A 12,824-nucleotide genomic window follows, 5' to 3' on the forward strand; every position below is an offset into this window, starting at 1 on the left:
GGGCATAAACTTTTACCTCTTCCTCCCTACTCACCTGAGTACAATCCTATTGAGAAAACATGGGCTCATATCAAAAAGCACCTCAAAAAGGTATTACCAAGTTGCAATACTTTTTTTGAGGCTCTTTTGTCTTGTTCTTGTTTCAATTAACTATATTATTCTATTTCTCCTCTCTTTATAATTTAAAAATACATTAACTGTTGCATAAGATTATCACCGCTCTCAATTACAATTCACGTATTTTTAATAGGGGATATTTTCAAATTTCCTGAATTCTTCTTTTTTCCAAACAATAAACCGCTAAAGTGAATACAAAAAACAAGATAAACAATAAAAAGAGAGAGAGTTCTTTGGATAACCACATTTTTTCACTTATATTCATTTCAAATAAAATAAAATCATTCAAAATTATTAGAGGATTCCAAAAAAGATACGTGTAAAATATCGTGACTTCTTTTCCTAATAAACTAGCGAATAAAGTTGGCATTGAGATTGAAAACATCAATATCAAATTTACAGGTGTCATGATTGCATTAACTTTAGACATACTCTTAATAAATAAGGAAATTAATATTCCTAATGGATACATCACTATAAAAATAATATTTGAAGCAATACTAAGATGGATAATGTGAGTATACATATTTTTCACTATTGATAAGAACAAAAGTAAAAGAGGTAATTGGAATACATTAAACAACAAGAGCATAGCTACAAAAGTACCAATATAAAATTCTAGATTACTAACATCAGTATGTGATAAAAAATTAAAAAAATTTGTTTGTCTTTTTTCTGTAAAACTACTAATGTTTAAAGTGAAAGAGAATGATAAAACGAGTAGCATCAAACTCATAGGTAAAAATTGCCCATAGAGTAACAAACTTATAATATCTGTGTTATTTAATATATTTTTAATTGCTAGACCAATAATTAAAAATATAGTAGATGGAATAATTGAACTGATAATGATTCCATAATTTCTCATATTTTCTAAAAAACTAAACTTAATCATCCGTAATATTTTTTTCAATATTTAAATCCTCTTTTCATATATTGTCTTCCCAGTAACTGCCAAATATAAATCTTCTATGGTATTTACTTTATAGTTAGAGAACAGATTATTATAGTCTCCACAACACTTGACATTACCATTATCTAAAATTATCAAATCACTCGTGAATAACTGCATATCCTCTAATTCATGACTAATAACAATGAATAATTTATCAAGATAATTTTGGGATAAGTACTGATTGAGTTCTTTTTTCTTTTCAAAATCCAACTCTGAAAATGGTTCATCCAAAATTACAATTTTCTTATTCATTACTAATGAAATGAATATTGATAGGGATTTACGCTGTCCACCTGATAAAGATTTCACCTTTTTCTTTAAAATATTAGCAATCTCAAGAAAATTATAGAGCTCCTGATCAAACCGATACGACGAGACCGAAGATTTAAAAAAATTGATTACTTCTGACACTTTCAAATTTTCTAGTATATTAAAATGCTGAGGTTGATAAGCTATTTCTCTATAAAATTGAACCTTTTTATTATAAGTAATACTGCCCTTATAGCTTATATGCCCTGCAATACAATCAATTAAAGTAGATTTTCCTGATCCGTTTTTTCCAAGTAAAAAATACCTCTTACCTTTTTCCAATTCTAGATTTACATCCCTTAAAGCAACTGTGTCTTTGTATGTTTTAATAACATTAGATATAACTAATTTTTCCATTTTTATCTCCTATTCTACTGCAAACGCGAAAACTGGCATTTGGGTATTCAAAGAATTCTTAGTCAGACCATAAAATTCAACAAGTCTAATTCCCGCAAAAACTGTTCCTCTAGTTTCTTTTCGAGTAGCTAAAATTGATAACTGATTTTATTTATTGTACAATAAATAAAAACGGATTTAATTTTTGTTGGGAAAATGGGAAATTATGAAATCAAAACTTGGCATCACACTTAGAAAAGTTCGTAAAGGAAAACAAATTAGTCTATGCTCTGTAGCAGATGAACATCTTTCAAAATCTCAAATATCTAGATTCGAACGTGGGGAATCAGAGATATCTTGTATTCGACTTATCAATATTTTAGACAAATTACACATTACTTTAGATGAGTTTCTTGTTTTACATAATGAAGATTATACTAATACTGAATTATTCGCTAATTTGGTTCAATATATTCGTAAGCAATATTCATCACAAAACATCAAAAATATAGCTGCTCTACTTTCTGACTCATCACATTACACTTTAAATTCTTTCGAGAAAACAATGATAAAATCCATTCTACATACAATGGATTCCAGTATTATTCCATCAAATAAAGAATTACTTCAATTGACAGATTATCTCTTTAAAGTTGAAAAATGGGGTTACTATGAAATCACTTTATTAGGTAACTGTGTACGAACAATAAACTACAACTCCTACTTCCTGTTAACAAAGGAAATGTTGAACAATTACATCTACTCTTCATTGAATAAAACAAATAAGCGAATTGTCACTCAATTGGCCATCAATTGTCTAATTCTGAGCGTAGATAAGGAAGAATTTTCAAACTGTACTTATCTAATCACCGAAATAAAAGCATTATTAGATAATGAATTAAACTTTTATGAACAGACAGTTTTTCTCTATGCAACTGGTTACTTTGAATTTAAGCGTCATTCAGATAGCGGAATTGAAAAAATGAAACAGGCCATACAAGTCCTTGATATTTTAGGAGAAGACAAGTTAAAATTACACTATACTAGCCATTTCGATAAACTGGTAAACAAAGAATAGATGAAATGATTCTCTACTATTTAACATTTTACAAATCAAGGGTGTCTCCATAAACTCACAACATCTCTAATGATTTTACCCTGATAGCAATAGACAGTTAAAAAGCCCTGAAATCAGCTAAATTTCAAGGCTTTCTTTATATGCTATTGTATCAATTTACTTATTCCGATTTCTGTTGCTACTAGTTTAATTGTCATCCTTCAATACTTTCTAAATCTTTTAACTTAACCGAAACAATTTTTGAGACACCTGATTCTTGCATAGTAACTCCATAGATAGAATCAGCCGCTGCCATGGTTCCCTTACGGTGGGTTACGACGATAAACTGGCTGTCCTTATCAAAGCGGTTGAGGTAATCCCCAAAACGTTTTACATTGGCTTCATCCAGCGCAGCTTCCACCTCATCCAAGATGACAAATGGAATGGTCTTGACACGAATAATGGAGAAAAGCAAGGCAAGAGCCGATAGAGCTTTTTCACCACCACTCATAAGGTTTAGAGACTGAATTTTCTTACCTGGCGGTTGAACAGAAATCTCAACCCCAGCTGTCAGCAAGTCTCCCTCAGTCAATATCAAGTCTGCCTGACCTCCGCCAAACATCTGTTTGAAGGTCACTTTAAAGGACTCACGAATAGCTTCAAAGGTTGATTTAAAGCGTTCCTTAACCTCATCATTCATCTCTGTAATGGTCTCAAGAAGCAGATTTTTCGCTGACAAAATATCATCTCTCTGGCTATTTAGGAAATCCAGACGATTGTGGACTTCTTCGTACTGGTCAATAGCTTCCAAATTGACAGGCCCCAGTGAGCGAATAGCCTTCTCTAAATCCTGCACCTCTTGCTCTGCCAGATTGAGATTTTCCAACTCATGTGCCTTTTCTAGTGCTTCAGTATAGCTAATCTGGTACTGGTTTGTTAATTGACTTTGTAGATGGCGCAAGCGCTCGCTGACCTTTTCTTTCTTGGCTTCAGCACGTGTTTGCTTGCGAATCCACTCCTCATTCTGCTGGCGAGCCTGATCCAAATGACTAGCAATATCATCCAGCTGACCTTCAATATCATCCAACTCAAACTGCTTGCGAATCAAACCTTGTTGGAGATTTGTTTTCTGATTTTTGGCTTCTTCAGCCTGTTGACTGAGCAATTCTGTATCAACCTTCTCAAGATTGTCAACCTTTTCTTGAAGAAGGCGCTGGATTTCCTCTTGTTCGATATTCAGATTATCCAATTCCTTGCCTAAGCGTTCAATATCAGCTACTTCATAACGTTTTTGCCCTTGCAGTTCTGTCTTAAGCAAACGAGCTTGCGCTAGCTCTTCCTGCAAGTTTTGATAGCGTTCTTGGATGGCGTTTTTGTTAGACTTAATCTCTTCAATCTCAGCTTCCAGATTTTGCTTGTCACTGGCAATAGTAGCAAGGCGTGCTTGACATTTTTCCTTATCCGTTTGCCAATCTCCCTCAGAAAGACGATCTAATTCCTCTTCTTGGAGTTTCCAAAGAGTTTCTAGTTCTTCAACTTGCTGACTGGTCTGCTGATAAGCGAGGGACAAGCCTTGCTCCTGAATACGTGCCTGCTCTCCTTGAGATTTGATAGCTTCTAATGATTCGGTCAATCTAGCCATCTGGTCTTGCAAGGTCTTCAAAGCCACTTCTTCTGAACGAAGACTTGCTTCCTCTTCAGCAATTTCTTTTTGCAATTGCTTCAGTTCTGGCTTGATGAAGATGCTGTTGTTCTGGCGATTGGTACCACCTGCATAGGAACCACCTGTACGAAGTTCTGTCCCATCCAATGTCACCATACGAACCTGATAACGAACTTGTCGAGCAGCTTCACGCGCATGTTCTACTGTATCAAAAATCGCTGTCGTGGCTAGCAAATTCTTGAAAATAGCCTCCAGTCTCTTATCAAATGACACCAACTCATCAGCCATACCAAGGAAGCCTGGACTTGATGCGATAGTATCTTGGTTCTGACTAGAAATCGTACGCGCCTTAATAGTTGTCAAAGGAAGGAAGGTTGCACGACCGGCTCTGTTTCGTTTGAGAAAATCAATAGCCTTGGTTGCCGCATGTTCATCTTCTACGATGATATGCTGACTGCTGGCTCCTAGCGCAATCTCTAAAGCAGTTTGATAATGCACATCAAAGGTCAGGTGCTCACTGACTGCCCCAATAATCCCACCAAGGCGGTCTTTTTCTTGAAGAACACTCTTGACACCTGCATAAAAGTTACTATGATTTCTCAGGATATTTTCCAAACTTTGGGCTCTAGCCTGCTTGTTTTTAAGACCGTCCAGACGATCAAATAGTTGACTTTGTTGAGCTTGATAGGAAGCTTTCTGTTCCTCTTGCTCCTTGGAAATAGCTTGATAGTCGGCCAATAATTTCTGAACCTGCTCCTTGGCAGTTTCAAGCTCGTCTTTTTGCTGACTAACCTTCTCTTTAGCTGTAGCCAGTTGTTCTTTGAGTTTTTGTAGTTGATCTGCTTGTTTTTGAGAAAGCTGACGACTATTTTCCAACTCGTTTTCGATACGGGTCAGCTGGTTTGAGACGTCTGCTTCTTCTTGTAAAAGAGCTACAAAGCGTTCGCGTAAGAGCTCAATCATTTGATCAGGATCATCTGAAAAAGCTAGCAATTCAGCTTCTAAACGATTGAGTTTTTGATTATTTTGGACTAGATTTTCCTCTAACAGAGTTAAAGAGCTTTCTTTATCAGATTTTTCTTTGCTGAGTGAATTTCTCTTATCCTCCAAAGCAGCCAAACGAGCTTGTGCTTCCTGTTGATTCAGGGCTACTTGCTCAGATTCTAATTTCGATAGGGCTAATTTTCTCTCTAAATCACTAATCAGACTGGTCAAATCCATCAAACTGCCTTGGTCTTTGGCCATTTCAGCTTGTAAATCTTGGCGTTGCTTTTTAAGAGTTTGGTTTTCTTCTTCTAATTTTTCACGCTTTTGGTAATAGCTCGTCAATAGTTCCTGAACCTGAGCCAACTCTTCTTCTGTCGACTCTAGTTCAACCTTATTTTCCTTGATTTGAGCAACCAAAACATCTAAATAAATGGCCTTACGTTGACCTTCCAAGTCTAAAAATTTGCGAGCATTCTCAGCTTGCTTCTCAAGAGGCTTGATTTGATTATCCAACTCGTAGATAATGTCCTCTAAGCGGTCTAGATTATCCTGGGTTTGTTGTAGTTTACTCTCAGTTTCTTTTCTGCGAGTCTTGTATTTTAAAACTCCCGCAGCTTCTTCAAAAATAGCTCTGCGTTCTTCAGGCTTGGAGTTGAAAATCTCCTCAACCTTCCCTTGGGAAATGATGGAGAAGGAATCTCGTCCCAATCCAGTATCCAAGAAGAGGTCATGAATATCACGCAGACGGACTTTCTTGCCGTCAATCTTGTATTCGCTATCTCCGCTACGATAGATATGGCGTTCTACCCTGATTTCTTGACCTGCATCCTTGATAAATCCGTCATGATTATCCAGAGTCACAACTACAGAAGCATAATTGAGCGGTTTGCGACTTTCTGTTCCAGCAAAGATGACATCCGGCATCTTGCCGCCACGGAGACTCTTAACACTTGACTCCCCCAAGGCCCAACGCAGACTTTCTGTAATATTTGACTTTCCAGATCCATTGGGTCCAACAACTGCCGTCACACCTTGGTCAAAGACGACCTTGGTCTTATCAGCAAAAGACTTGAATCCCTGAATTTCGATTTCCTTTAAATACATGAATCCAGCCCTTTCTCAACGGCATTTTTGGCAGCTTCCTGCTCTGCTAATTTCTTAGAACGACCTTGACCTTGACCAATGCTCTTGCCTTCAACAAGAACTTCTACATCAAAGACCTTATCATGGGCAGGTCCCGTTTCAGAAATCACCTGATAACGAATAGCCACATCCCCATTGACCTGAAGTAACTCTTGGAGATGGGTTTTGTAGTCTGTAATCATCTCAAACTCTCCTGCTTCAACCTTAGGAATCATGACTTGATAGATAAATTCCTTGACCTTGGCCACATCCTTGTCCAAAAGGAGGGCACCGAGAAAGGCTTCAAAGGCATCACCAAGAATGGTGTCACGATTGCGACCACCAGACTTTTCTTCCCCCTTACCCAGCTTGATAAACTGATCAAACTGGCAATCACGCGCAAAACCAGCCAAACTCTCCTCGCGAACAATCATGGCACGGAGTTTAGACAAATCACCCTCAGGCTTTTTAGGATATTTTTTATACAGATATTCTGAAATCAATAACTGTAGAACAGCGTCTCCTAAAAATTCCAAGCGCTCATTGTGTGAAATTTTTAAGAGGCGGTGCTCATTGGCATAACTCGTATGAGTAAAGGCAGTTTCCAGTAACTTTTTGTCTGCAAATTCGATTGCAAAATGGTTCTTTAGTACAGTTTGTAATTCTTTCATACCAACCTCTTTCTAACTGATAACAGTCCTTTTTATTATATCAAAAAAAGCCCCCTGAGTCACTTTAAAACGGGACTGGAGAGGATTTGGGCATTCTTTTAAAAGAGATTTTTAGTTTTAAGGGCCAATTTAGGGCTGTGTAAAGAAAAAAGCCCTATTAAAGGCTTTTTAGGATGTTTACATCCACCCTGAGGGAATCGAACCCCCATCTCAAGAACCGGAATCTTACGTGATATCCATTACACTAAGGGTGGAAACTTGTTTTATTATAACAAAAATTTGCTCTAATAACAAGTTTTTTTCTAGTGAGATAGGCCGTCTTAGTGGGAAGCATCCCCATTCCAAATAGAGTTTTTCACGATCACATAATCAACATGTTTAAGGTCAGCAACCTGACGTCCACCTGCATAAGAAATAGCACTTTGAAGGTCTTGCTCCATCTCAGTTAAAGTGTCTTGCAGATGACCTTTAGCAGGAAGCAAGATACGTTTGCCTTCCACATTTTTGTAAGCACCTTTTTGATATTGTGAGGCTGAACCGTAATATTCTTTGAACTGTTCACCATCGACTTCAATCGTTTTCCCTGGACTTTCGATGTGTCCTGCAAAGAGGGAACCAATCATGACCATGCTAGCACCGAAGCGGATAGACTTGGCAATATCACCGTGAGTACGAATTCCTCCATCTGCAATGATTGGTTTACGCGCAGCCTTGGCACACCAACGGAGAGCAGCCAACTGCCAACCACCTGTACCAAAACCAGTCTTGACCTTGGTGATACAAACCTTACCAGGACCGATTCCGACCTTAGTCGCATCCGCACCAGCATTTTCTAATTCTCGCACAGCTTCTGGTGTTCCCACGTTACCAGCAATGACAAAAGTATCTGGCAATTCTTTCTTGATATGTTGAATCATAGAAATCACGCTATCCGCATGACCATGGGCAATGTCAATCGTGATGTACTCAGGAGCATCAGCCTTAAGCTGGCTAACGAAATCATACTCATAGTCCTTAACACCAACAGATATAGAAGCAATAAGCCCTTGATCATGCATGCGTTTAATAAAAGGAATGCGTCCTGCTTCATCAAAACGATGCATAATGTAGAAGTAACCACCTTTAGCCAGTTGCTCTGCTACATTTTCATCCAAAATCGTCTGCATATTAGCTGGCACAACAGGTAGTTTAAAGGTGTGATTTCCTAGAGTGACACTTGTATCTGCTTCTGCACGGCTTTTAATGACACATTTATTTGGAATCAATTGAATATCTTCGTAATCAAAAATTGGAAATTCATTTAACATATCGATGTCTCGTTTCTTTTGTAATGACCTACCTATGCTCTCGCATCACTACGCCTTTTCCGACGTTTCCTTAATATATTATAAAGCAAAGTACAGCTTTTGTCAAATAATTTTATAAATAGAAATATAATGTTCGGATTTTACTTTTGTGAATAACAAAAGAAAGGAGAGATTATTTTCTCCCCAGTTATTCTACATTCTAATAATACTCTCCCTGACGGTAGTCCCATGAGTTAAAGGTGTCTGACAGGTGCATCATAATCTTATCAATGTCAAGCCCTTTGCGGATTACAACTGGAGCTGGTGAAGTTGAACGTGCTCCTCCTTGTTCTGGGATGAGTTTGCCGTCCTTATCGACCATAGACACCATCACGCCTTGCTCGTAGCGCGTTTCAATCGTTTTGTCAGGCTGGATAGATGCCACATAGTCGTCTGCCTCGATAACAAGGTCAACTGCGCCTTCGATACGTTCTCCAATTCCTTCTACCTTACCACGGTTTCCTTTTCCAGATGGGTTAGCTGATGAGGCATAAACCATCTTGCCTTCTTCCCAAAGTTTGGCAGCCAATTGTTCACCAGCTTTCCCAAACTTGATAACAAAACAGCTAGTACCACGCACGTCAGTCATCAGTTCTTCACGGCCATCACCGTATGCTTTGAGTTTTTCAAAGGCTTCTGGTTTCCAAGGAAGGATACAACCAAGAAGAATATCTTCATCCCAATGTTTTTGGTAAAAGGCTTCAATTTCTGGGTTAAGTTGTGCTAAAGCACGAAGCTCATCCATGCTACCGCAGAGAACAACACCTGGTTTGTTACGGTTACGTTCTTTAGCTTCAAACTTACGTTCAAGACCTGCCTTGTCACTAGTCATGATGATGTAACCAACTTTAGTAGGGCAAACGATACATCCACCCTCACCTTTTAAAATATCATAGCCTTCTTGTGAAAGTGTTCCGTTCCATTGAATGTGTTTTGTCATAGTTCTATTTCCTTTTCTATTTTTCTTCTAATCCTGCCAGTAGGCTGGTCGTTGTTTTTCATAAGCAGCAATCAAATCTTCATACTGCAAGGTAATACCAATATCATCCAAACCATTTAAGAGTTTGTGTTTCCATTCGCTATCAATTTCAAACGTGAATTCTCCAACTGGTGAGATGATTTTTTGTTGTTCCAAGTCCACAGTTACCTGGTCACTTGGTTGTAGCTGAGCTAGTTTCTCTCTAACCTCTCTGGGCTGAACAATAGGCAACATACCATTATTGAGTTCATTATTGTAATGAATATCACCGAAAGACCCCGCAATCACGACCTTAAAACCATAGTCCGCTAGAGCCCAAGCAGCGTGTTCCCTCGAAGACCCTGCGCCGAAGTTATCCCCTGAAATGAGAATACTGGCTTTGCGATATTCAGGTCGGTTAAAGACAAAGTCTGGGTCCTCAGTATAGAGATCATCCAGATAACGCCAAGCATACATAAGGTACTTACCAAAGCCTTTTTTATCAATTAACTTGAGAAACTGCTTGGGTAGGATTTGGTCGGTGTCGATGTTATCATTCATAAGAGGAACGGTCGTTCCCGTATAAACTGTAAATTTCTCCATATCCTCTCCTTACTGGGCTTCTGGCATTTGCCGAACATCTACGAAGCGCCCTGCAATAGCTGCCGCAGCTGCCATAGCTGGACTACAGAGATGGGTCTTAGCGCCAAAGCCTTGTCTGTCTTCAAAGTTACGATTGCTGGTTGAGGCGCAGTGGACACCATCAGGTACCTTGTCAGGATTCATTCCTAGGCACATAGAACAACCTGGGTTTCTCCACTCAAAGCCAGCATCTATGAAAACCTTATCCAAACCCAACTTCTCAGCAGCTCGTTTGACAGGACGAGAGCCTGGAACTACGATAGCTGTTAAGTTGGGAGCAATTTTCTTTCCTTTGACAAATCGCGCAGCCAGCTGCAAGTCGCTGAGACGAGCATTGGTACAAGAACCGATAAAGATATAGCCTAATTCAATATCTGCTGGCTTTTGACCTGGTTCCAAATCCATATAATTGTAGGCTCGCTCATCATTCATATCCTTAATTTCTGGGAAGCTACTGTCAAAGTCAACCCCCATAGCAGGATTGGTTCCCCAGGTTACCATAGGAGCCAAGTCTGAGACATCCATCTGAATAACCTTATCATAAACGGCATCCTCATCACTGACAATTGTTTTCCAATCCGCCACAGCCTCTTCGAAGTCCGCTGGAACACATTCCCGTCCCTTGAGATAATCATAGGTGGTTTGGTCCGGATTCATGATTCCCATCTTAGAACCAAACTCGATGGACATATTGCAGATGGTCATTCGCTCTTCCATGCTCAGTGCATCAATAGCTTGTCCACGATATTCCACGACATAACCAACACCACAAGCAACGCCGTACTTTGCAATCAAGGCTAGAATGAAATCCTTGGAATAAACTCCTTTTTGAGGAACACCAGTGAATTCTACCAGCATTTTCTTAGGTTTGACCTGCCAGAGTGTCTGAGTAGCGAAGACATGCTCAACCTCACTGGTCCCAATCCCAAAGGCGATAGCTCCGAAAGCACCGTGAGTTGCTGTGTGACTGTCTCCACAGACGATGAATTTTCCTGGTTGGGTCCGTCCTGTCTCTGGACCAACCATATGAACGATTCCTTGCTTTTCAGAACCGTGGGCCGCATGTTCAATTCCAAACTCCTCAACATTTTCAGCCAGCTTATCAATTTGTGCCTTGGAAATGACATCTCGAATATCGTAGATATTGACCGTCGGGACGTTGTGGTCAAATGTTCCAAATGTCAAGTCTGGTCGTCTCAATCTGCGACCTGCGTCTCGTAATCCTTGAAAAGCCTGAGGACTGGTCACCTCGTGGATATAGTGCTGGTCCACATACATGAGTTGGGGCTGCCCCTCTTCTCCTGTGATAACATGACGATCCCATAATTTATCAAAAATCGATTTTCCTGTCATCCATTACCTCCAAATAAAATATAAGGCTACTAGTGTGGTCACCATCCCAAGAAACCAAACTATTTTAAAGTACCATTTTCGAGTCTTGTGGTGAAAGATGATTCCTGCTAGCCAGGCACCAAAACCACCACAAGTAAAGGCTAAAATAAGTAAGATTTTCTCAGGGATGCGCCAAACTCTTCTCCTTGCCTTAGATTTGTCAATACCATAAATCAAGAAAATCATGACATTCCAAATCAAGAGGGCTAGAGTAATTTTTTCGTCTAACTTCATAACCTTGCAATAATCGCTTCTGTCATTTCCCTGGTAGAAGCCTGTCCACCTATATCTCTTGTTAAAATACCAGCTGCCAAACTTGCCTCAACAGCACGCTCGATACGCTCTGCATCCTCATAACGTCCAAAACTATCTCTCAACATCATGGCCACTGATAAAATCATGGAGATAGGATTGGCAATTCCTTGACCAGCAATATCAGGTGCTGAACCGTGAATAGGTTCATAGAGACTTGGTCCATTTTCAGAATGACTGGCTGATGGCATGACGCCAAGTGTACCAGATAGAACGCTTGATTCATCCGATAGAATATCTCCGAAAAGATTCTCCGTCACGATGACATCAAACTTGGCAGGATTGGTAATCATAAGCATGGAAGCTGAGTCCACTAACTGGTGTTCCAAGGTCACATCTGGAAAATCATGCGCGACTTCCTCAGCCACTTTTCTCCAGAGTTTTGATGTCGCTAGAACATTTTGCTTATCGATACTAGTAACGATTTTTCTGCGATTTCTTGCAATTTCAAAGGCCTTGCGAATAATCCGCTCTACTTCCTCATAGCTATAGTCGTTAATATCACGCGCTTTGCGCTCTTCAAGGATATGATCCCCAAAATAAATCCCGCCTGTCAACTCCCGCACAACTACAAAGTCTACACCAGCAATTCGTTCTGGTTTGAGTGGTGACAAATGCTTGAGACTATCAAAGATTTTTACCGGGCGAATATTGGCGTAAAGATTGAGTTCCTTACGGAGAGCCAGTAAGCCTTGTTCAGGGCGAACCGCTGCCCCATCATACTGAGGACTACCGATAGCCGCTAAGAGGATAGCATCTGATTCCCTACTTGCCTTGAGGGTTTCATCAGGTAAGGGATGCCCTGCAGCATCAATACCTGTACCTCCGAAGGGTCGTCTATCAATCTCATAGTCAAAACCTGTTTTTTCAGCTAGAGCTTCCAGAACATCTAAACCAGCCTCCATGATTTCTGGACCAATTCCGTCCCCTGCTAGAGCTACTATTTTCTTTGTCATA

Annotated in this window: 12 protein-coding genes and 1 tRNA gene; 2 read left to right on the forward strand and 11 right to left on the reverse strand. The window is 39.5% G+C overall.

Annotation, left to right across the window (positions count from 1 at the left end; translation table 11 throughout):
- On the forward strand, positions 1-150 hold a 150-nt coding region (locus PCY12_RS08070), incomplete at its 5' end, for a transposase (RefSeq protein ID WP_295498210.1).
- A gap of 109 nt (positions 151-259) precedes the next feature.
- On the opposite strand, the gene PCY12_RS08075 is transcribed toward PCY12_RS08070, so the two are convergent.
- Positions 260-1,030 (reverse strand): hypothetical protein, encoded by a 771-nt coding sequence (locus PCY12_RS08075; RefSeq protein WP_301352403.1) that lies wholly within the window; start codon positions 1,028-1,030, stop codon positions 260-262.
- Between the two features lie 3 nt (positions 1,031-1,033).
- Positions 1,034-1,738, reverse strand: coding sequence for an ATP-binding cassette domain-containing protein (locus PCY12_RS08080; RefSeq protein WP_049511725.1), 705 nt, complete (start codon positions 1,736-1,738; stop codon positions 1,034-1,036).
- 205 nt (positions 1,739-1,943) lie between these two features.
- Here PCY12_RS08080 and PCY12_RS08085 point away from each other — a divergent pair, with 205 nt between their 5' ends.
- Positions 1,944-2,795 (forward strand): helix-turn-helix domain-containing protein, encoded by an 852-nt coding sequence (locus PCY12_RS08085; RefSeq protein ID WP_049511724.1) that lies wholly within the window; start codon positions 1,944-1,946, stop codon positions 2,793-2,795.
- A gap of 193 nt (positions 2,796-2,988) precedes the next feature.
- On the opposite strand, the gene smc is transcribed toward PCY12_RS08085, so the two are convergent.
- The 9 genes from smc to leuB form a co-directional block, all read right to left on the reverse strand.
- Positions 2,989-6,528 carry a chromosome segregation protein SMC gene (smc, locus tag PCY12_RS08090; protein WP_301352405.1) on the reverse strand — a complete coding sequence of 1,180 codons (3,540 nt, stop codon included), beginning with the start codon at positions 6,526-6,528 and terminating at the stop codon, positions 2,989-2,991.
- Entirely contained in the window at positions 6,519-7,217 is a 699-nt protein-coding gene (rnc, locus tag PCY12_RS08095; protein WP_000661480.1) for a ribonuclease III, read from the reverse strand. Before rnc ends, smc begins: the two co-directional genes overlap by 10 nt.
- Before the next feature lie 182 nt (positions 7,218-7,399).
- A tRNA-Arg gene (locus tag PCY12_RS08100) sits at positions 7,400-7,471 on the reverse strand.
- 66 nt (positions 7,472-7,537) lie between these two features.
- On the reverse strand, positions 7,538-8,524 hold the full coding sequence (locus tag PCY12_RS08105) for a GMP reductase (RefSeq protein WP_000931164.1): 987 nt from the start codon (positions 8,522-8,524) through the stop codon (positions 7,538-7,540).
- Positions 8,525-8,723: 199 nt separating this feature from the next.
- Complete coding sequence (locus PCY12_RS08110; RefSeq protein ID WP_000160505.1) at positions 8,724-9,503, reverse strand: L-threonylcarbamoyladenylate synthase; 780 nt, start codon at positions 9,501-9,503, stop codon at positions 8,724-8,726.
- Positions 9,504-9,530: 27 nt separating this feature from the next.
- The gene (gene leuD / locus PCY12_RS08115) at positions 9,531-10,124 is read right to left on the reverse strand and encodes a 3-isopropylmalate dehydratase small subunit (protein ID WP_023933062.1); all 594 of its coding nucleotides are present in this window, start codon (positions 10,122-10,124) and stop codon (positions 9,531-9,533) included.
- 9 nt (positions 10,125-10,133) lie between these two features.
- Complete coding sequence (gene leuC, locus PCY12_RS08120) at positions 10,134-11,516, reverse strand: 3-isopropylmalate dehydratase large subunit (RefSeq protein ID WP_301352407.1); 1,383 nt, start codon at positions 11,514-11,516, stop codon at positions 10,134-10,136.
- 3 nt (positions 11,517-11,519) lie between these two features.
- On the reverse strand, positions 11,520-11,789 hold the full coding sequence (locus tag PCY12_RS08125; protein ID WP_000762421.1) for a DUF1294 domain-containing protein: 270 nt from the start codon (positions 11,787-11,789) through the stop codon (positions 11,520-11,522).
- Positions 11,786-12,823 (reverse strand): 3-isopropylmalate dehydrogenase, encoded by a 1,038-nt coding sequence (leuB, locus tag PCY12_RS08130; RefSeq protein WP_301352409.1) that lies wholly within the window; start codon positions 12,821-12,823, stop codon positions 11,786-11,788. Before leuB ends, PCY12_RS08125 begins: the two co-directional genes overlap by 4 nt.
- Position 12,824 lies beyond the last annotated feature (1 nt).

This window comes from Streptococcus sp. SPS1 (assembly GCF_030439915.1).
Taxonomy (GTDB): Bacteria; Bacillota; Bacilli; order Lactobacillales; family Streptococcaceae; genus Streptococcus.

Coding starts and splice junctions, on each gene's coding strand:
- PCY12_RS08080 (WP_049511725.1), bottom strand. CDS start 1,738: ATGGAAAAATTAGTTATATCTAATGTTATTAAAACATACAAAGACACA.
- PCY12_RS08085 (WP_049511724.1), top strand. CDS start 1,944: ATGAAATCAAAACTTGGCATCACACTTAGAAAAGTTCGTAAAGGAAAA.
- smc (WP_301352405.1), bottom strand. CDS start 6,528: ATGTATTTAAAGGAAATCGAAATTCAGGGATTCAAGTCTTTTGCTGAT.
- rnc (WP_000661480.1), bottom strand. CDS start 7,217: ATGAAAGAATTACAAACTGTACTAAAGAACCATTTTGCAATCGAATTT.
- PCY12_RS08105 (WP_000931164.1), bottom strand. CDS start 8,524: ATGTTAAATGAATTTCCAATTTTTGATTACGAAGATATTCAATTGATT.
- PCY12_RS08110 (WP_000160505.1), bottom strand. CDS start 9,503: ATGACAAAACACATTCAATGGAACGGAACACTTTCACAAGAAGGCTAT.
- leuD (WP_023933062.1), bottom strand. CDS start 10,124: ATGGAGAAATTTACAGTTTATACGGGAACGACCGTTCCTCTTATGAAT.
- leuC (WP_301352407.1), bottom strand. CDS start 11,516: ATGACAGGAAAATCGATTTTTGATAAATTATGGGATCGTCATGTTATC.
- PCY12_RS08125 (WP_000762421.1), bottom strand. CDS start 11,789: ATGAAGTTAGACGAAAAAATTACTCTAGCCCTCTTGATTTGGAATGTC.
- leuB (WP_301352409.1), bottom strand. CDS start 12,823: ATGACAAAGAAAATAGTAGCTCTAGCAGGGGACGGAATTGGTCCAGAA.